This is a genomic window from Rhodococcus sp. NPDC127593 (assembly GCF_042671975.1).
Classification (GTDB): Bacteria; Actinomycetota; Actinomycetes; order Mycobacteriales; family Mycobacteriaceae; genus Rhodococcus_F.
In genome coordinates this window covers 78,021-95,776 of sequence record NZ_JBHXWI010000012.1, presented here as the reverse complement: position 1 = coordinate 95,776, position 17,756 = coordinate 78,021, and the positions used below count along the sequence as shown (strand labels likewise).

22 protein-coding genes are annotated in these 17,756 nt (G+C 69.7%); 20 read left to right on the top strand and 2 right to left on the bottom strand.

Annotated elements, in window-relative coordinates; genetic code table 11:
• The first annotated feature begins 57 nt into the window (after positions 1 to 57).
• Genes hisD through ACFVJ3_RS13500 form a run of 12 tightly spaced genes read left to right on the top strand, consistent with a single transcriptional unit; the run spans position 58 to position 8,317 of the window.
• The gene (hisD, locus tag ACFVJ3_RS13555; protein WP_378452509.1) at positions 58 to 1,380 is read left to right on the top strand and encodes a histidinol dehydrogenase; all 1,323 of its coding nucleotides are present in this window, start codon (positions 58 to 60) and stop codon (positions 1,378 to 1,380) included.
• Positions 1,377 to 2,519 carry a histidinol-phosphate transaminase gene (locus ACFVJ3_RS13550; protein WP_378452508.1) on the top strand — a complete coding sequence of 381 codons (1,143 nt, stop codon included), beginning with the start codon at positions 1,377 to 1,379 and terminating at the stop codon, positions 2,517 to 2,519. Before hisD ends, ACFVJ3_RS13550 begins: the two co-directional genes overlap by 4 nt.
• A complete protein-coding gene (gene hisB / locus ACFVJ3_RS13545; protein WP_005247522.1) occupies positions 2,516 to 3,130 on the top strand; it encodes an imidazoleglycerol-phosphate dehydratase HisB in 615 nt (204 codons plus the stop codon). The genes ACFVJ3_RS13550 and hisB overlap by 4 nt, the downstream gene beginning before the upstream one ends.
• Positions 3,131 to 3,143: 13 nt before the next feature.
• Positions 3,144 to 3,296: a hypothetical protein gene (locus tag ACFVJ3_RS13540; RefSeq protein ID WP_378452507.1), complete on the top strand. Its 153-nt coding sequence runs from the start codon at positions 3,144 to 3,146 to the stop codon at positions 3,294 to 3,296.
• Entirely contained in the window at positions 3,296 to 4,477 is a 1,182-nt protein-coding gene (locus ACFVJ3_RS13535) for an MFS transporter (protein ID WP_378452506.1), read from the top strand. The genes ACFVJ3_RS13540 and ACFVJ3_RS13535 overlap by 1 nt, the downstream gene beginning before the upstream one ends.
• Positions 4,478 to 4,486: 9 nt before the next feature.
• Positions 4,487 to 5,122: an imidazole glycerol phosphate synthase subunit HisH gene (gene hisH, locus ACFVJ3_RS13530; RefSeq protein ID WP_378452505.1), complete on the top strand. Its 636-nt coding sequence runs from the start codon at positions 4,487 to 4,489 to the stop codon at positions 5,120 to 5,122.
• Positions 5,119 to 5,376 carry a membrane protein gene (locus tag ACFVJ3_RS13525; protein WP_005247513.1) on the top strand — a complete coding sequence of 86 codons (258 nt, stop codon included), beginning with the start codon at positions 5,119 to 5,121 and terminating at the stop codon, positions 5,374 to 5,376. Before hisH ends, ACFVJ3_RS13525 begins: the two co-directional genes overlap by 4 nt.
• A gap of 19 nt (positions 5,377 to 5,395) precedes the next feature.
• Positions 5,396 to 6,130: a bifunctional 1-(5-phosphoribosyl)-5-((5-phosphoribosylamino)methylideneamino)imidazole-4-carboxamide isomerase/phosphoribosylanthranilate isomerase PriA gene (gene priA, locus ACFVJ3_RS13520; RefSeq protein ID WP_105413760.1), complete on the top strand. Its 735-nt coding sequence runs from the start codon at positions 5,396 to 5,398 to the stop codon at positions 6,128 to 6,130.
• A 9-nt stretch (positions 6,131 to 6,139) separates the two neighbouring features.
• Entirely contained in the window at positions 6,140 to 6,973 is an 834-nt protein-coding gene (locus ACFVJ3_RS13515) for an inositol monophosphatase family protein (RefSeq protein ID WP_378452504.1), read from the top strand.
• Positions 6,970 to 7,743, top strand: coding sequence for an imidazole glycerol phosphate synthase subunit HisF (hisF, locus tag ACFVJ3_RS13510; RefSeq protein WP_005247506.1), 774 nt, complete (start codon positions 6,970 to 6,972; stop codon positions 7,741 to 7,743). Before ACFVJ3_RS13515 ends, hisF begins: the two co-directional genes overlap by 4 nt.
• On the top strand, positions 7,740 to 8,084 hold the full coding sequence (hisI, locus tag ACFVJ3_RS13505; protein ID WP_105413692.1) for a phosphoribosyl-AMP cyclohydrolase: 345 nt from the start codon (positions 7,740 to 7,742) through the stop codon (positions 8,082 to 8,084). Before hisF ends, hisI begins: the two co-directional genes overlap by 4 nt.
• Positions 8,085 to 8,128: 44 nt before the next feature.
• Positions 8,129 to 8,317, top strand: a complete 189-nt coding sequence (locus ACFVJ3_RS13500; protein WP_378452596.1) for a 4-oxalocrotonate tautomerase family protein — start codon at positions 8,129 to 8,131, stop codon at positions 8,315 to 8,317.
• Positions 8,318 to 8,369: 52 nt separating this feature from the next.
• Here the strand turns inward: ACFVJ3_RS13500 and ACFVJ3_RS13495 are convergent, their stop codons facing one another.
• On the bottom strand, positions 8,370 to 8,879 hold the full coding sequence (locus ACFVJ3_RS13495) for a MarR family winged helix-turn-helix transcriptional regulator (RefSeq protein ID WP_378452503.1): 510 nt from the start codon (positions 8,877 to 8,879) through the stop codon (positions 8,370 to 8,372).
• A 201-nt stretch (positions 8,880 to 9,080) separates the two neighbouring features.
• On the opposite strand from ACFVJ3_RS13495, the gene ACFVJ3_RS13490 reads away from it, so the two are divergent.
• Complete coding sequence (locus ACFVJ3_RS13490; protein ID WP_378452502.1) at positions 9,081 to 9,860, top strand: dioxygenase; 780 nt, start codon at positions 9,081 to 9,083, stop codon at positions 9,858 to 9,860.
• On the opposite strand, the gene ACFVJ3_RS13485 is transcribed toward ACFVJ3_RS13490, so the two are convergent.
• A complete protein-coding gene (locus tag ACFVJ3_RS13485) occupies positions 9,848 to 10,312 on the bottom strand; it encodes a peroxiredoxin (RefSeq protein WP_037237464.1) in 465 nt (154 codons plus the stop codon). The genes ACFVJ3_RS13490 and ACFVJ3_RS13485 overlap by 13 nt on opposite strands.
• Positions 10,313 to 10,371: 59 nt before the next feature.
• On the opposite strand from ACFVJ3_RS13485, the gene ACFVJ3_RS13480 reads away from it, so the two are divergent.
• From ACFVJ3_RS13480 to ACFVJ3_RS13450, 7 genes are all read left to right on the top strand, one after another.
• The gene (locus tag ACFVJ3_RS13480) at positions 10,372 to 11,958 is read left to right on the top strand and encodes an anthranilate synthase component I (RefSeq protein ID WP_378452501.1); all 1,587 of its coding nucleotides are present in this window, start codon (positions 10,372 to 10,374) and stop codon (positions 11,956 to 11,958) included.
• A complete protein-coding gene (locus ACFVJ3_RS13475) occupies positions 11,955 to 12,659 on the top strand; it encodes a TIGR02234 family membrane protein (protein ID WP_378452500.1) in 705 nt (234 codons plus the stop codon). The genes ACFVJ3_RS13480 and ACFVJ3_RS13475 overlap by 4 nt, the downstream gene beginning before the upstream one ends.
• Before the next feature lie 86 nt (positions 12,660 to 12,745).
• Complete coding sequence (trpC, locus tag ACFVJ3_RS13470) at positions 12,746 to 13,555, top strand: indole-3-glycerol phosphate synthase TrpC (protein ID WP_005247490.1); 810 nt, start codon at positions 12,746 to 12,748, stop codon at positions 13,553 to 13,555.
• 62 nt (positions 13,556 to 13,617) lie between these two features.
• The gene (gene trpB, locus ACFVJ3_RS13465; protein WP_378452499.1) at positions 13,618 to 14,937 is read left to right on the top strand and encodes a tryptophan synthase subunit beta; all 1,320 of its coding nucleotides are present in this window, start codon (positions 13,618 to 13,620) and stop codon (positions 14,935 to 14,937) included.
• Complete coding sequence (trpA, locus tag ACFVJ3_RS13460; protein ID WP_005247486.1) at positions 14,934 to 15,737, top strand: tryptophan synthase subunit alpha; 804 nt, start codon at positions 14,934 to 14,936, stop codon at positions 15,735 to 15,737. The genes trpB and trpA overlap by 4 nt, the downstream gene beginning before the upstream one ends.
• Positions 15,734 to 16,792: a prolipoprotein diacylglyceryl transferase gene (lgt, locus tag ACFVJ3_RS13455; protein ID WP_378452498.1), complete on the top strand. Its 1,059-nt coding sequence runs from the start codon at positions 15,734 to 15,736 to the stop codon at positions 16,790 to 16,792. The genes trpA and lgt overlap by 4 nt, the downstream gene beginning before the upstream one ends.
• On the top strand, positions 16,785 to 17,630 hold the full coding sequence (locus ACFVJ3_RS13450; protein ID WP_378452497.1) for an NINE protein: 846 nt from the start codon (positions 16,785 to 16,787) through the stop codon (positions 17,628 to 17,630). Before lgt ends, ACFVJ3_RS13450 begins: the two co-directional genes overlap by 8 nt.
• Positions 17,631 to 17,756 lie beyond the last annotated feature (126 nt).

The window sequence follows — 17,756 nt, the reverse complement described above, 5'->3', positions numbered from 1 at the left end:
CAGAACAGTCCGCTCGTCCGACACACCGTGTCCCGACAGCCGCAGAGAGGACCTCTCATGCTCGCCCGCACCGACCTTCGTGGTCGTACCCCTTCCACGGCCGAACTTCGCGCCGCACTTCCTCGAGGTGGAGTGGATGTGGACGCGGTCCTGCATCAGGTTCGCCCCGTCGTCGAGTCGGTCCGTGAGCGCGGCGCCGACGCGGCCCTCGAATTCAGCGAGAAGTTCGACGGAGTCCGCCCCGCGCAGGTGCGGGTGCCGCAGTCCGAGTTGGACCGCGCCCTCGGCGAACTCGATCCGGCCGTCCGCGCCGCCCTCGAGGTCGCGATCGAACGCACCCGCAAGGTCCACGCCGACCAGCGCCGCACCGACACCACCACCGAGGTCGTCCCGGGCGGCACCGTCACCGAACGGTGGGTGCCCGTCGACCGCGTCGGGCTGTACGTCCCCGGCGGCAACGCCGTCTACCCGTCCAGCGTCGTGATGAACGTGGTCCCCGCGCAGGCTGCCGGTGTCCGGTCCCTCGTGGTGGCCTCGCCGCCGCAGTCCGAGTTCGGTGGTCTGCCGCACCCGACCATCCTCGCCGCGGCCGCCTTGCTGGGCGTCGACGAGGTGTGGGCCGTCGGCGGCGGTCAGGCAGTCGCCCTGCTCACCTACGGCGGCACCGACACGAACGGCGCCGAACTCACCCCCGTCGACCTCATCACCGGCCCCGGCAACATCTACGTCACCGCCGCCAAGCGCCTCTGCCGCGGTCTCGTCGGCATCGACGCCGAGGCAGGCCCCACCGAGATCGCGATCCTCGCCGACCACACGGCCGACCCCGTGCACGTCGCGGCGGACATGATCAGCCAGGCCGAGCACGACGTGTTGGCCGCGAGCGTGCTCGTCACGTCCAGCGTCGAACTCGCCGACGCCGTCGACACGGCGCTGGCCGCGCAACTCGAGATCACCAAGCACAAGGAGCGCGTCACCGCCGCGTTGTCCGGCACGCAGTCGGGCACCGTCCTGGTCTCCGACGTCGAGGCCGGGCTGCGGGTGGTCAACGCGTACGCCGCCGAGCACCTCGAGATCCAGACCGAGAACGCCACCGCCGTGGCCACGAAGGTGACCAGTGCGGGCGCGGTGTTCGTCGGCGCGTGGGCGCCGGTCAGCCTCGGCGACTACTGCGCCGGGTCCAACCACGTCCTGCCCACCGCGGGCTGCGCCCGGCACTCGTCGGGCCTGAGCGTCCAGACGTTCCTGCGCGGCATCCACGTGGTCGACTACTCCGAATCCGCGCTGAAGGAGGTCTCCGGCCACGTCATCACCCTCGCGAACGCCGAGGACCTGCCCGCGCACGGCGAGGCCGTGCGGCTGCGGTTCGAGGCGCTGCGGTGACCGCGGCGAACGTGCCGGGTTCGTCGATCGGGGTGGACGCCCTGCCGATCCGGGAGAATCTGCGCGGCAAGTCGGCGTACGGGGCGCCGCAGCTGACCGTCCCGGTTCAGCTGAACACCAACGAGAACCCGCACCCGCCCACGAAGGCACTCGTCGACGACGTCGCGGAGTCCGTGCGGGAGGCAGCGCGGGAACTGCACCGCTACCCCGATCGCGACGCGGTGGCCCTGCGCACCGACCTCGCTGCATACCTCGTCCGCCAGACGGGGGTGCCGGTGACGGTCGACAACGTGTGGGCGGCCAACGGCTCCAACGAGATCCTGCAGCAGCTGCTGCAGGCGTTCGGCGGTCCCGGTCGCAGCGCGATGGGCTTCGTGCCGTCGTACTCGATGCACCCGATCATCGCGGACGGCACCGAAACCGAGTGGCTGCCGATCTTCCGGCGCGCCGACTTCGCGCTCGACGTGGACGCCGCGACCGCGGCGATCGCCGAGCGCAGTCCCGACGTCGTGTTCGTCACCAGCCCCAACAATCCGACCGGGCACAGCGTCGGCATCGCGGAACTGCGCCGGGTCCTCGACACGGCGCCGGGCATCGTGATCGTCGACGAGGCGTACGCGGAATTCTCCGACGCGCCGAGTGCCCTGACGTTGATCGACGAGTACCCGTCGAAGCTCGTCGTGTCGCGGACGATGAGCAAGGCGTTCGCCTTCGCCGGCGGCCGGCTCGGATACCTCGCGGCCGCACCGGCATTCATCGAGGCACTGCTCCTGGTCCGGTTGCCGTATCACCTGTCGGTGGTCACGCAGGCCGCTGCCCGCGCGGCGCTGCGGCACGCGAACGAGACGCTCGGCAGCGTGCACGCACTCGCCACGGAGCGGGTTCGGGTGTCGAAGGCGTTGGAGGACACGGGGTTCCGTGTCATCCCCAGTGACGCGAACTTCATCCTGTTCGGTGAGTTCACCGACAGTGCCCACGCCTGGCAGGCCTACCTCGACCGCGGAGTGCTCATCCGGGACGTCGGCATCCCCGGATATCTGCGCACCACCGTCGGGCTGGCCTCCGAGAACGACGCCTTCATCGTGGCGAGCGACGAGATCGCCGCCACCGAACTCACCAGCTCAGGAGACCGAGGATGACCGACCGCATCGCCCGCGTGGAGCGCACCACCAAGGAATCCAGCATCACCGTCGAACTGAACCTCGACGGTACCGGCATCGTCGACGTCTCCACCGGGGTCCCGTTCTTCGATCACATGCTGACCGCGCTCGGCTCCCACGCGAGTTTCGACCTCACCGTCCACGCGAAGGGCGACATCGAGATCGAGGCGCACCACACGGTGGAGGACACGTCGATCGTGCTCGGACAGGCGCTCGGTCAGGCGCTCGGCGACAAGAAGGGCATCCGACGGTTCGGTGACGCGTTCATCCCCATGGACGAGACGCTCGCGCACGCGTCGGTCGACGTGTCCGGGCGTCCGTACTGCGTCCACACGGGCGAACCGGAACACCTGCTGCACGCCGTCATCGGCGGGTACCCGGGCGTGCCGTACGCGACGGTGATCAACCGGCACGTGTTCGAGTCGATCGCGCTCAACGCGCGCATCGCCCTGCACGTGCGTGTGCTCTATGGGCGCGATCAGCACCACATCACCGAGGCCGAGTTCAAGGCCGTCGCCCGCGCACTGCGCGAGGCGGTCGAACCGGATCCCCGCGTCACGGGTGTGCCGTCCACCAAGGGCAGCCTGTGATCCGGACGCATTCGTGAGTGTCGTCCTCGTCTACGTCCTGTTCATCGCCGCGGGTATCGCGGCGGGCGGTGCGTACTCCATGTGGAAGTTCAACAAACTGGCCTCGGGCGTGCTGCTGGCACTGGCGGTGCTGGCAGCCGTGGCGGGCGTTCTCAGGTTGACGTAGTGCCCGTCGCAGTGGAGCCGCGCCGCGGCCTGCTCCGCACCCGCGGCATGCCCGCCGCGATGGTGATGGGCGCGGCGGCGTTCGGTGGCTGGGCGGTGCTCCTGCCCGTGGTGCCGCTGATCGTCTCGCTGTCCGGTGGCTCGGACACGCTCGCCGGCAGCGTGACGGCCGTGTTCATGGCCGCGACCGTCGTCACGCAACTCGGTGTGCCCCGGCTCCTGCGCAGGTGGGGGCATCGCTGGGTGCTCGCCGTCGGCTGCATGCTGCTCGGGCCGCCGTCGCTGCTCCTCCTGCTGTCCACCGAGGCGATCCCGGTGCTGGCCGTGTCGGCCGTCCGCGGATCGGGCTTCGGCATGCTCACCGTCGCCAGTAGTGCGCTGGTCGCCGAACTCGTTCCCCGCCAGATGCTCGGCCGGGCGACGGGTGCGCAGGGAATCGCGGTGGCCGCCGCGCAGATGGTCGGGCTGCCCGCGGGGCTCGCGATCATGCAGCACTGGTCCGCGACCCCCGTCTTCGTGATCGGTGCTCTCATTCCCGCTCTCGCGGTCGTCGCGATCACGCGGCTCCCCGCGATTCACGCCCCCGCGGATCGCGCGTCGCAGGACCGCATCCCGCTCGCCGTCCTGCTCACGCCGTGGCTCGCGATCGCGATCTCGGCGGCCGCATTCGGCGGTCTGTCCAGCCTGCTGCCGATCGCGATCTCGGAGCGGGCCTCGCTCGCCGGGGTGATCCTCGCCGTCTCGAGCGGTGCGACGCTGATCGGGCGGTACGCCGCAGGATCGTTCTCCGACCGGCTGGGGGTGGGCCGCGCCCTGGTTCCCGCCCTGGCGTTCGTGTGCCTCGGCCTGGTGTTGTTCGCCCTCGCCGCGGCGACGAGTGCGCCGGTGCCGCTGCTGGTGTGCGCGGCCCTGGCCTTCGGATTCGGATTCGGTGCGGTGCAGAACGAATCCCTCGTCATGATCTTCACCGCCGCGGGACCGGCCCGATTCGGCTCGGCGAGCGCCGGATGGAACATCGGGTTCGACGCCGGAACCGGTTTCGGTTCCCTCGCGCTCGGAGCCGTCGCGTCGGCGGCCGGGTACTCCTGGGTGTTCGCGGTCGCGGCGACGGCGGTCGCGGTGGTCCCGGCCGTCGGGACGGTCGTCGGCCGCACTCTCGGGCGTCGTGCAGCCGCCGGATAAGGTTGTGTCATGACCGTCTCCACCATTGCCGTCCTCGACTACGGCTCCGGCAACCTGCATTCGGCCACCCGCGCTCTGGCCCGGACCGGCGCGCGCGTCGAGGTCACATCCGATCACAAGGTCGCACTCGAAGCCGACGGTCTGGTCGTTCCCGGCGTCGGCGCCTTCGCCGCGTGCATGGAGGGACTGCGCGCGGTCCGCGGGGAGCGGATCATCGGTCAGCGTCTGGCCGGCGGACGGCCGGTCCTCGGGATCTGCGTCGGCATGCAGATCCTCTTCGAACGCGGAGTCGAGTTCGGCGTCGAGGCGGAGGGCTGCGGCGAATGGCCCGGCACCGTCGAACGGCTCCAGGCCGACGTGTTGCCGCACATGGGGTGGAACACGGTCGAGGCGCCGGACAACAGCACGCTGTTCGCCGGTATCGATCCCGACACCCGGTTCTACTTCGTCCACTCGTATGCCGCCCAGACCTGGGAGCTGCCGACGCCGGAGCGGCTGGCGCCCCCCGCCCTGACGTGGGCCGACCATGGGGGCAAGTTCCTCGCCGCCGTCGAGAACGGCGCGCTGTCCGCCACACAATTCCACCCCGAGAAGTCCGGCGACGCCGGCGCGGAGCTGCTCCGGAACTGGGTTCGCAGTCTGTGACCGAACCCGGGGACGGGCGCGGTGACCTGTCGATCGGCAGGCTCGCGGTGTACGCGATGGGCGCCGCCACCGCGGTGCTGGTCCTCGCCACCGCGATCATTCTGGTGGTGAAGCCGGGCCCCGTCCTCGGGCTGATCGTCGGGCTGCTCGGCGTCGCAGGCGCGATCGCGGCCATGGGCTACGTGTCGAAACGCATGACCCGCAACGCCTACGGTCCCGATCCCGAGGACCCGGAGCCGGGTTCCGACCGCTGAGCGACTAGGGTTGTCGCACGTGAGCCTGGTCCTTTTGCCTGCTGTAGATGTCGTCAACGGTGAAGCTGTTCGCCTCGTCCAGGGGGAGGCAGGAAGCGAGACCGGATACGGCTCGCCTCGTGATGCCGCCCTCGCATGGCAGAACGACGGTGCCGAGTGGGTCCACATCGTCGACCTCGACGCCGCGTTCGGTCGCGGCTCGAACCGTGAACTCCTCGCCGACGTGGTGGGGGAGCTCGACGTCCAGGTGGAACTGTCCGGTGGGATCCGCGACGACGCGTCCCTCGAAGCCGCACTGGCCACGGGCTGCGGACGCGTCAATCTCGGTACCGCCGCCATCGAGAACCCCGAGTGGTGTGCCCGCGCCATCGCCACGTACGGCGAGAAGATCGCGGTCGGTCTCGACGTGCGCCTCGTCGACGGTGAGTACCAGCTTCGCGGCCGCGGCTGGGTCACCGAGGGCGGAAACCTGTGGGAGACGCTCGCCCGGCTCGACAAGGACGGCTGCTCCCGGTACGTCGTCACCGACGTCAGCAAGGACGGCACCCTGACCGGCCCCAATCTCGAACTCCTCGCGCAGGTCTGCGCGGCCACCGATGCTCCCGTCGTCGCCTCGGGCGGCGTGTCCACCATCGACGACCTCCGGGCGATCGCCGGACTCGTCGATCAGGGGGTCGAGGGGTCCATCGTCGGCAAGGCGCTGTACGCGGGGCGGTTCACCCTCCCCGAGGCGCTCGCCGCGGTCTCGGGCTGAGTTCCCGCCATGACCCTGTCCCGTGATCCCCGGGAGCTCCTCGCCGTCGCCAGTGAGCTGCTCGACGGAGTGCACGACCGGTTCGTCTCGGGTGTGGGTGCGCCCAGCGCCGTGCACAAGGGTCCCGACGACTTCGCGACCGCCGTCGACCTCGAACTCGAGAAGCGGCTGACCGGCGAACTGCGCGACCGGACCGGCATCGATGTCCACGGCGAGGAGTTCGGCGGCCCCGACGTGGGCAGCGGACCCGTCTGGGTGCTCGACCCCATCGACGGCACGTTCAACTATTCGGCCGGTCTGCCCACGGCGGGCACGCTGCTCGCGCTGCTCGACGACGGGGTTCCCGTTCTCGGTCTCACGTGGCTGCCGCTCGTCGGGCGGCGGTATGCGGCTGTCGCGGACGGTCCGCTGCTCGAAGGTGGCAAGCCCCTGCCTGCGCTCGGTGGCACGTCGCTGGCGTCGTCGATCGTGGGCCTGGGCGCACTGAACATCGACAGTCGCGGGCGCATTCCCGGCGCGTACCGGCTGCAGGTCCTCGCGCAGCTCAGCCGGGTGTCCTCGCGGATCCGGATTCACGGATCCACCGGCGTCGACCTCGCGTTCACCGCGGCCGGAATACTCGGCGGCGCGGTGGTGTTCGGCCACAATGCGTGGGACAACGCCGCCGGTGTCGCGCTGGTGCGCGCCGCGGGTGGTGTGGTGACGGATCTGGGCGGCAAGCCCTGGACCGTGACATCCGACTCGGTGCTGGCCGGAGCGCCCGGAGTGCACGGCGAAATTCTCGATATCCTCGGATCACTGGGTGATCCTCGTTCCGAGCCTGCAGGAGGGCGTACACAATGACTCTGGCGGTTCGAGTGATCCCGTGCCTGGACGTCGATGCCGGACGCGTCGTCAAGGGCGTCAACTTCGAGAACCTGCGGGACGCGGGTGACCCCGTCGAGCTGGCCGCCGCGTACGACGCCCAGGGAGCCGACGAACTCACGTTCCTCGACGTCACCGCGTCCACCGCGGACCGGGGCACCATGCTCGACGTGGTGAGCCGGACGGCGGAGCAGGTCTTCATCCCGCTCACGGTCGGCGGCGGTGTCCGCACCGTCGAGGACGTCGACCGGTTGCTGCGCGCGGGCGCCGACAAGGTGAGCGTCAACACCGCGGCGATCGCCCGGCCCGAGTTGCTCCGCGAACTCAGCGAACGTTTCGGCTCCCAGTGCATCGTGCTGTCGGTCGATGCGCGCACCGTGCCGCAGGGTCAGCCCGACACCCCGTCGGGGTGGGAGGTCACGACTCACGGCGGCAAGCGCGGCACCGGTATCGACGCGGTCGAGTGGGCGGTCCGCGGCGCCGAACTGGGTGTCGGGGAGATTCTGCTCAACTCGATGGACGCCGACGGCACGAAGGCCGGTTTCGACCTGCCGATGATCCGGGCGGTGCGCGCCGCCGTGCACGTGCCGGTGATCGCCAGCGGGGGAGCGGGCGCCGTCGAGCACTTCGCGCCCGCGGTCGGCGCCGGCGCGGACGCCGTCCTGGCCGCCAGTGTCTTCCACTTCGGCGACATGACGATCGGCGACGTGAAGAAGTCCATGCGTGAAGAAGGGATCACCGTCCGATGAGCCTCGACCCCGCCATCGCGTCCAGGCTCAAGCGCAACGAGGCAGGACTGTTCAGTGCCGTCGCGCAGGAACGGTCGACGGGCGACGTCCTGATGGTGGCGTGGATGGACGACGAGGCACTCGCGCGCACCCTCGACACTCGCAAGGGCACGTACTACTCCCGGTCCCGTCAGCAGTACTGGGTGAAGGGCGAGACGTCCGGTCACACGCAGTACGTCCACGAGGTGCGGCTCGACTGCGACGGCGACACCGTGCTGCTCGTCGTCGATCAGGAGGGGGCGGCGTGCCACACGGGCACGCACACCTGCTTCGACACCGACGTGCTTCTCGCCGCCGAGTAGCTACCTCGACGCTCGGGCAGAATGTCCGCATGCCCTCGGGCAGAATGTCCGCCATGCCTTTGATTCAGATCAGTCAGACACCCGGGCTCACCGCGGAGCAGAAGCGCGCCACGATCGAGGCGGTCACCCGGGCGTACGCGGATGCGACGGGCAAGGATCCCGCGACGGTGTGGGTGACGATCACCGAGGTCCCGCGCGACAGCTGGGGTGTCGGCGGGACGCCGCTGGGGTGAGCTGTCGGGACGCCGCTGGGGTGAGCTGGCGGGACGCCGCTGCGCTGAGCTGTCAGGCTTTGCCGGTGCCCGACGCGATGCTCTTGTCGAGTTGGGTGAGCATGGCGCCGGACAGTTCGGACAGCTGACGGACCTGTTCCGCGGACAGTCCGTCGAAGATCAGGGACCGGACGGATTCGACGTGCGGGGGTGCGGCCTCGACGACCTTGGCCATGCCTTCGTCCGTGAGGACGGCGTCGGAGCCGCGGCTGCCACGGATGCTCTCGCGGCGCACCCAGCCGGCCTTCTCCATCTTGGTGACGACGTGGGACAGCCGGGACAGTGACGCGTTGGCGCGCTGGGCGAGCAGAGACAGCTGCAGGCGCCGGTTCGCTTCTCCGGACAGCGAGGCGAGGACGAAGTACTCGAAGTGGGTGAGTGCCGAGTCGCGTTGGAGCTGGGTGTCCAGTGCAGCGGGCAGCCGGGTGACCAGGGCGATGAGGGTGAGCCAGGCCTCCTGTTGCTCTGCGTCGAGCCATCGGGTGCCGGCCTCTGCCGACTTGCCCTCGTCGTTACCACTCATCAGTGGTGTCCTCCATCCGTACGTCGATCCACGCGTGCAGCGTGTCCAACATAGTTAGCACGTCGCGGGCCGGATCGTGCCCGGGGAATAGTTGCCGCGCCCAGGGGTTGACTCCTATAGTAACTTGAAGGTTCAACATTGAGTGGCGCCCGTGATCCGGCCGGCGTCTTCGATGAGGGATCTCGATCCGAAGGAGTCGCGATGACCGCCACCATGCCCGCACTGTTCCTCAGCCATGGTGCGCCTCCGCTGGTGGACAGCGAACTGTGGGTGTCGCAGCTGGCGAAGTGGGCAGGCGACCTGCCGCGGCCGAAGGCCGTCCTCATGGTGTCGGCGCACTGGGAATCGGCGCCGCTCACGATCGGATCCACCACCACCGGGACGCCACTCGTCTACGACTTCGGTGGCTTCCCCGAACGCTTCTACCGGACGACGTACGAGTCGCCCGGCGCCCCCGAACTCGCGGCGCAGGTCGTGGCCCTGATGCCGGACGACGAGACCGTGTCGCACCAGCCGCACCGCGGCCTCGACCACGGCGCCTACGTGCCGTTGACGGTCATGTACCCCGACGCCGACATCCCGGTCCTCCAGATCTCGCTGCCCACGCTCGATCCGCAACGACTGCTGCACCTCGGCGAGCGGCTGCGTCCCCTGCGCGAACAGGGTGTGCTGATCGTCGGTTCCGGATTCACCACCCACGGGCTGCCGTTCCTGCGCGACCCGTCACCCGAGGCGAAGGCACCCGGCTGGTCGTCGGAGTTCGACGCCTGGGCGGACGAGCGTCTCGCCGCGGGCGACGTCGATTCGCTCATCGACTTCCGCTCGCTCGCGCCGGGCATGCCGTACGCCCATCCGACGATCGAGCACTTCGCGCCGCTGTTCGTCACGCTGGGCGCGTCGAGCGATCCCGAGCAGATTCCCCGGCAGGTGATCGACGGTTTCTGGATGGGGCTGGCCAAACGGTCGATTCAGGTGGATTGACGCGTCCGGAGGAAGGCGAGTGCCTGATCGCCGTGCGTGTTGGCGCGGAACTCGCTCGAGATGACCTCGAGCACGGTGCGGTCGGTGTCGATGACGAAGGTCGACCGCTTGACCGGCGCAAGCTTGCCGAGCAGTCCGCGCCGGACACCGAACTTCTCCGCGACCGCTCCGTCGGTGTCCGACAGCAGCGGGTAGTCGAACGACTGTGCCTGCGCGAACGACGCCTGCTTCTCCACCGCGTCGGTGCTGATCCCGGCGCGGGACGCGCCCACCGCGGAGAACTCGATTCCGAGGTCACGGAAATGGCAGGCCTCGGCGGTGCAGACCGGTGTCGACGCCGCAGGGTAGAAGAACAGCACCAGAGGGCCGTCCTCGAGGAGGCTCGACAGCGATCGCGCGATGCCGTCCTGATCGGGCAGGGTGAATTCCGGTGCAAGCTGACCTGGCTTCATGAGAGCCGAGGCTACCCGCGCACGCAGACACGACGAGTGCGCCTGGGATGATGGTCGGCATGCACGGCGAGCCCACCACGATTCCCGCACCCGAGTCCGCCGCCACCCCGGCCGACGGCGGGTCCGACTCGACCACCACGCGCGAGCAGTTCCACGCTCTCGCCGCCGAACACCGGGTGGTCCCGGTGACGCGCAAGGTGTTGGCAGACGCGGAAACTCCGCTGTCGGCGTACACCAAGCTGGCGGCGAACCGGCCGGGGACCTTCCTGCTCGAGTCGGCGGAGAACGGCCGATCGTGGTCGCGATGGTCGTTCATCGGCGCGGGCAGTCCCGCCGCGCTCACCGTCGTCGACGGTGAAGCCGCCTGGTATGGCAACGTCCCGGCGGGCGCACCGTCCGGCGGCGATCCGATCGCGGCCCTCGGCCAGACGCTCGAACTGCTGCGCAGCGAACGACTGCCCGACCTGCCGCCGCTGACCGGCGGCATGGTGGGCTTCCTCGGATACGACGCGGTGCGCCGGATCGAGCGCATCGGCGAGCACGCCACCGACGATCTGCAGATCCCCGAGATGGTCATGTTGCTGGCGACGGATCTCGCGGCCGTCGACCACCACGAGGGCGCCATCACCCTGATCGCCAACGCGGTCAACTGGGACGGCACGGACGAACGCGTCGACGAGGCCTACGACTCCGCGGTCGAGCGGCTGGACCGGATGACGCACGCCCTGTCGGCGCCGGCGCCGTCCACCGTGTCCACGTTCGCGAAGCCCGCACCCGACTACCGGCGCCAGCGCACCACCGAAGGTTTCGGCGCCGACGTGCAGAAGCTCGTGGGAGACATCGAGGCGGGCGAGGCGTTCCAGGTGGTGCTGTCGCAGCGCTTCGAGATCGACTGCACGGCGGACCCGATCGATGTCTACCGGATGCTGCGCGCCTCCAACCCCAGCCCGTACATGTACCTGCTCAACGTGCCGAACGGCGACGGCGAGACCGCGTTCTCGATCGTCGGTTCGAGCCCGGAGGCCCTGGTGACCGTGTCGGAAGGCGTCGCCACCACGCACCCGATCGCCGGAACCCGGTGGCGCGGGCACACCGAGGAGGAGGACATCCTGCTCGAGAAGGACCTGCTCGCCGACGAGAAGGAGAACGCGGAGCACCTGATGCTCGTGGACCTGGGCCGCAATGACCTCGGGCGCGTCTGCGAACCGGGCACCGTGAAGGTCCACGACTACCGCCACATAGAGCGGTACAGCCACGTGATGCATCTCGTCTCCACCGTCACGGGTCACCTCGCGGACGGCAAGCAGGCCCTGGACGCCGTCACCGCGTGCTTCCCGGCGGGCACCCTGTCGGGCGCGCCGAAGGTCCGGGCGATGCAGCTGATCGAGGAGCTCGAACCGACCCGCCGGGGCATCTACGGCGGCATCATCGGATACCTGGACTTCGCTGGCGACGCCGACACGGCCATCGCGATCCGGACCGCGCTGATCAAGGACGGCATCGGGTACGTCCAGGCGGGCGCGGGCGTCGTTGCCGACTCGAACCCCGAGTACGAGGACACCGAGGCGCGGAACAAGGCGATGGCGGTGCTCAGCGCGATCGCGGCGGCGCACACGCTCCGGACCCTGGGAGGCGACACGCAGTGACTGACGCGTCGGAGACGGCCCGGGAACCCGGGCAGGCGGGACGTCGCCGGTCGATGATCTCGGTGCTGCTGCTCGCGGTCGCCGCGGTGTGCCTGTGGGGTGCCTCCCGGATGACGTGGGTGGAGGTCACCTCCTCCGACGGACTCGGTGAGGAGCGCACGTCCGCACTCGTCGGCGGCACGTGGGCCGCGGCGCTCACACCGTTGGCTCTGACCCTGGTCGCCGCGATCGCCGCGTCGTTCGCGGTGAAGGGCTGGGCGCTGCGGGTGCTCGGTGTCCTCGTCGCGGTCGTGGCCGTCGCGGCCGCGGTCCCCGCGGTGGGGTTGATCGTCTCCGGCGCCTCCGACGACGAGGCGGGCCGGCTGGCCGAGCTGCCGGGCCGCGCCGAGGTCCAGTCGGTGTCCGTGCACGTCGGCCCCGCCGTTCTCGCGCTGGTGGGCGCCGTGGCGGCGCTCGCCGCCGCGGTGGAACTCGTCCGACGCCCGCGCGTGCGGGCCGGGCTCTCCGGCAAGTACGACAGCCCCGGTGCGCGACGTGACGCGGCGAAGAAGACCGGCGCCGATTCCGCCGAGGGGCCCGTCACCCAGCGCATGCTCTGGGACGCCCTGGACGCGGGGGAGGACCCCACGGTGGAAGACAAGAAAGCCGAACCTGTCGACCAAGTTGACGGACCGGACCAAGACCCGGGGACCCGAACGTAAACAGAATCAGAGTGCCATCTAGGCTGACTTCACCCCTGATGATGTTCCTCACATCGGGTTTCTGCCCAGAAAGGACTCGGGCCACGATGACCGTTCTCGACTCGATTCTCGACGGGGTGCGCGCCGATGTCGCCGCCCGCGAAGCCGTCCTTGACTTCGCCGCAGTCAAGGCTGCCGCCGCCGCCGCACCGCCGGCCCTCGATGCCGCGGCCGCCCTGCTCGAGCCGGGCATCGGAGTCATCGCCGAGGTCAAGCGCGCGAGCCCCTCGAAGGGCGCGCTCGCCGACATCACCGATCCCGCCGAGTTGGCCGCCGCCTACCAGGCCGGTGGCGCCCGCGTGATCAGCGTGCTCACCGAGGAGCGCCGGTTTCAGGGGTCCCTCGCGGACCTCGACGCCGTCCGCCGCGCGGTGAGCATCCCGATCCTCCGCAAGGACTTCATCGTCGGTCCATATCAGATCCACGAGGCCCGCGCGCACGGCGCCGACGTCGTGCTGCTCATCGTCGCCGCCCTCGAGCAGGACGCGCTCGCGTCGCTGATCGACCGCACGGAGTCGCTGGGCATGACGGCCCTCGTCGAGGTCCACACCGAGGAAGAGGCCAACCGGGCGCTCGAAGCGGGTGCCAAGGTCATCGGTGTCAACGCCCGCAATCTCAAGACGCTCGAGGTCGACAAGAACACGTTCGGCGAGATCGCTCCCGGACTGCCCACCGAGATCATCAAGATCGCCGAGTCCGGTGTGCGCGGCACGGCCGACCTGCTGGCCTACGCCGGTGCGGGAGCCGACGCGGTGCTGGTCGGCGAAGGCCTCGTCACCAGCGGGGATCCGCGCAAGGCGGTGGCCGATCTGGTCAACGCCGGCGCGCACCCGTCCTGCCCCAAGCCCTCACGCTGACGCTGCGTCGTCGGAACTGACCCGGACGGCGGCGGAACCCAGCGTTGGGGCAGACTGGACCTGTGACTTCACGTAATCAGGAAACCGTCTTCAAGGGTGGCAATCTGCCGACTGCCAGCGCCGGAATCGCCGAGCGCACGACGCACGACCCCGACGCCGGAGGACACTTCGGCGTGTACGGCGGACGGCACGTGCCCGAGGCCCTGATGGCAGTGATCGAGGAGGTCACCGCCGAGTACGAGAAGGCCCGCGCCGACGACGCGTTCCTGAACGAACTCGATCGTCTCCAGCGCGACTACACCGGCCGTCCGTCCCCGATCTTCGAGGCGAAACGGATGAGCGAGTTCGCCGGTGGGGCGCGGCTCATCCTCAAGCGCGAAGACCTCAACCACACCGGCTCGCACAAGATCAACAACGTGCTCGGCCAGGTGCTCCTCGCCAAGCGCATGGGCAAGACCCGCATCATCGCGGAGACAGGCGCCGGCCAGCACGGTGTGGCCACCGCGACCGCCTGTGCGCTCCTCGGCCTCGAATGCGTCATCTACATGGGTGCCGTCGACACCGAGCGGCAGGCGCTGAACGTCGCCCGCATGCGGTTGCTGGGCTCCTCGGTGGTGTCGGTCGAGTCGGGGTCGAGGACCCTGAAGGACGCCATCAACGAGGCGCTGCGCGACTGGGTCACCAACGCCGACGACACGTACTACTGCTTCGGCACCGCTGCCGGGCCGCACCCGTTCCCGACCATCGTCCGCGACTTCCAGCGCGTCGTCGGTCTGGAGGCGCGTGCCCAGGTGCAGGCGCTGACCGGCCGGCTGCCCGACGCGGTGACGGCGTGCGTCGGCGGCGGTTCCAACGCCATCGGCATCTTCCACGCGTTCCTCGACGATCCGGCCGTGCGGCTGGTCGGATACGAGGCCGCCGGTGACGGCGTCGAGACCGGGCGGCACGCCGCCACGTTCGCCGCGGGCACCCCGGGTGCGTTCCAGGGCGCGTACTCGTACCTGTTGCAGGACGAGGACGGCCAGACCATCGAGTCGCACTCGATCTCCGCGGGCCTCGACTACCCCGGTGTCGGACCGGAGCACGCACTCCTCAAGGACATCGGCCGCGCCACCTACGAGCCGGTCACCGACACGGAGGCCATGGACGCGCTGCGTCTGCTGTCCGAGCGTGAGGGCATCATCCCGGCCATCGAATCCGCCCACGCCGTCGCCGGGTCGCTGCGACTGGGCCGCGAACTGGGGGAGGGCGCGATCATCGTCGTCAGCCTGTCCGGGCGCGGCGACAAGGACATGGACACGGCCGCCAAGTGGTTCGGACTGTTCGATCCCGACGACTCGACTGAGACCACCACGACTGACAAGGAAGGTTCGGCCAAGTGAGCGAACGACTCTCGCGCCTCGCCCCGACGTTTGCGCAGTGCCGCGAGGAGAAGCGTGCCGCGCTCGTCGGGTACCTCCCGGCCGGTTTCCCCACCGTGCAGGAGTCCATCGACGTGTTCAAGGCGATGGTCGAATCCGGTTGCGACATCGTCGAGGTCGGCATCGCCTACTCCGACCCGGTGATGGACGGGCCCACCATCCAGGCGGCGGCCGAGACGGCGCTGCGGAACGGTGTCCGGGTGCGTGACGTGTTCACCGTCGTCGAGGCGATCGCCTCCGTCGGGGGCAAGGCCGTCGTGATGACCTACTGGAATCCGGTCCTGCAGTACGGCGTCGACAAGTTTTCCCGCGACCTGGCGAGCGCGGGCGGCCTCGGGCTGATCACGCCCAACCTCATCCCCGAGGAGGCCGGCGAGTGGATCGCCGCGTCGAAGGAACACGACCTCGACCGGATCTTCCTCGTGGCGCCGTCGTCGACCGAGGAACGCCTCGCGATGACCCTCGACGCCAGCAGCGGCTTCGTGTACGCCGCGTCCACGATGGGTGTCACCGGCGCACGTGACGCGGTGTCGTCGATGGCACCCGAGCTGACAGCCCGCATCCGCGCCCACTCGGACATCCCGGTGGGTGTCGGACTGGGTGTCCGCTCCGGCGCGCAGGCCGCCGAGATCGCCGCGTACGCCGACGCGGTCATCGTCGGATCCGCACTGGTCACGGCCGCGGAGAGCGGTCTCGACGCGGTGCGCTCGCTCACGAAGGAACTCGCCGAGGGCGTTCGCTCCGCTACCGTGGCGTCGTGACTTCCACTGTGGACGTACTGGCCTACATTCCGAGTCCGCCCCAAGGTGTCTGGTATGTCGGACCGGTGGCCCTACGCGCGTACGCGCTGTTCATCATCGTCGGTATCGTCGTCGCGATCGTGTGGGGTGACCGTCGCTGGGTCGCCCGCGGCGGCGAGAAGGGAACCGTCCTCGACATTGCCATCTGGGCGGTGCCGTTCGGCCTGATCGGCGGCCGTCTCTACCACGTGATGACCGACTGGCCGACGTACTTCGGGGAAGGCGGCGACCCCGTCGACGCCCTGAAGGTGTGGCAGGGCGGCCTCGGCATCTGGGGCGCCGTCGCGCTCGGCGGTGTCGGCGCCTGGATCGGTTGTCGTCGCCGCGGCATCCCGCTGCCTGCGCTCGGCGACGCGGTCGCGCCCGCAATCCTGCTGGCGCAGGCGATCGGCCGGCTCGGAAACTACTTCAACCAGGAACTCTACGGTCGCGAGACCGACGTGCCGTGGGGGCTCGAGATCTTCGAGCGGCGCAACGACGCGGGCCAGGTGTCACCGCAGCTGATCGACGGGGTGTCCACCGGCGAGGTCGCGTTCGTGGTGCATCCGACGTTCCTGTACGAGGCGCTGTGGAACGTGCTGATCGTCCTCCTGCTCGTGTGGGTCGATCGCCGCTTCCGCATCGGTCACGGCCGGCTCTTCGCCCTGTACGTGGCCGGGTACTGCGCCGGCCGCTTCTGGATCGAACTGATGCGCAGCGATCACGCGAGCCTCATCGCCGGTGTCCGCGTGAACTCGTTCACCTCCGCCCTGGTGTTCGTCGCGGCCCTGGTGTACTTCTTCGCCGCCACGAAGGGCCGCGAGGATCCGGCCGAATTGCGGCCTGCCGACGGTGAACCGGTCGAGAGCGCGACCACGGAGACGGAGCCCGAGAAGAACGTCGAGGACGAGGGCAAGGGCGAGGGCGCGTCCTCGTCGGAGCCGGTATCGGACGACAAGGCCGCGAGTACTGCGAGTACCGGCGGCGAGGCGGGCACGAAGACCATCGACAGCAAGAAGGATGACGCGAATGACTGAACCGGGGAAAGCATCCGACGATTCCGGCAAGGGTGCATCCGAGGACGCACACAAGGTCGACCTGGGTAAGAGCAGCGACGGCACCGAGAACAGCACCGAGTCGAGCCTGCCGCCCGAGTTCGGCTCACCCTTCGATTACGACGCCACCGCCGAGGCCTCGCTGTCCCAGTCGCCGGCCACGTCGGACGCGACGCCGTCACCGGGTTCGTCCGGCACCGGACCGGGCTGGGACACCTACTCCGGTGTCGGTAACGGCCCGGGCTGGGGGTCGACGCCCACCTACCCGTCGCCGAGCGGCACCGAGCCGACGGCCCCGTTGCCGAACGTGGGCGAGCCGACTCCGCCGACCGCGCCCTACACCGGGTACGACAAGCCCCAGCAGCAACCGGACGGTCCCACCTACGGCGCACCCGACCCCAACTACGGCGCGCAGTACGGGGCGGCTCCGCAGTCGCCGCAGGACTACCAGCAGCCCGGGTATCAGCAGCCGGGATACGGACAGCAGCCGGGTTACCCCCAGCAGGGGTTCCCGCCGCCCGGGTACGCCCCCGCCGGCTACAACGCGTACGCCGATCCCTCGGCGCCGTTCGGCAGGCATCCGCTGACGGGTGAGCCGTATTCCGACAAGTCCAAGCTGACCGCAGGCCTGCTGCAGATCTTCCTCGGCGGTTTCGGAGTCGGGCGGTTCTACCTGAACCAGCCCGGCATCGCCGTGGCGCAGATCGCCGTCACGTGGCTCACCTGTGGAATCGGCGGGATCTGGCCGCTGGTCGACGGCATCATGATGCTGACCGGGAGCGTGAAGGACAAGTACGGACGACCCCTCCGGGAGCAGTGACGAACCCCGGCCGAACTGTGGCCCGTGTTGCTGATGCGACACGGGCCACAGTGCTGTCCGGGGCCGGAATCGGCATATCTCGCGAGGTATCGGTCCTGGTAAGCTGAGCGCGCCGGGTGTATGTCC

Coding starts and splice junctions, on each gene's coding strand:
- hisD (WP_378452509.1), top strand. CDS start 58: ATGCTCGCCCGCACCGACCTTCGTGGTCGTACCCCTTCCACGGCCGAA.
- hisB (WP_005247522.1), top strand. CDS start 2,516: ATGACCGACCGCATCGCCCGCGTGGAGCGCACCACCAAGGAATCCAGC.
- hisH (WP_378452505.1), top strand. CDS start 4,487: ATGACCGTCTCCACCATTGCCGTCCTCGACTACGGCTCCGGCAACCTG.
- ACFVJ3_RS13515 (WP_378452504.1), top strand. CDS start 6,140: ATGACCCTGTCCCGTGATCCCCGGGAGCTCCTCGCCGTCGCCAGTGAG.
- hisF (WP_005247506.1), top strand. CDS start 6,970: ATGACTCTGGCGGTTCGAGTGATCCCGTGCCTGGACGTCGATGCCGGA.
- hisI (WP_105413692.1), top strand. CDS start 7,740: ATGAGCCTCGACCCCGCCATCGCGTCCAGGCTCAAGCGCAACGAGGCA.
- ACFVJ3_RS13500 (WP_378452596.1), top strand. CDS start 8,129: ATGTCCGCCATGCCTTTGATTCAGATCAGTCAGACACCCGGGCTCACC.
- ACFVJ3_RS13495 (WP_378452503.1), bottom strand. CDS start 8,879: ATGAGTGGTAACGACGAGGGCAAGTCGGCAGAGGCCGGCACCCGATGG.
- ACFVJ3_RS13490 (WP_378452502.1), top strand. CDS start 9,081: ATGACCGCCACCATGCCCGCACTGTTCCTCAGCCATGGTGCGCCTCCG.
- ACFVJ3_RS13485 (WP_037237464.1), bottom strand. CDS start 10,312: ATGAAGCCAGGTCAGCTTGCACCGGAATTCACCCTGCCCGATCAGGAC.
- ACFVJ3_RS13480 (WP_378452501.1), top strand. CDS start 10,372: ATGCACGGCGAGCCCACCACGATTCCCGCACCCGAGTCCGCCGCCACC.
- trpC (WP_005247490.1), top strand. CDS start 12,746: ATGACCGTTCTCGACTCGATTCTCGACGGGGTGCGCGCCGATGTCGCC.
- ACFVJ3_RS13450 (WP_378452497.1), top strand. CDS start 16,785: ATGACTGAACCGGGGAAAGCATCCGACGATTCCGGCAAGGGTGCATCC.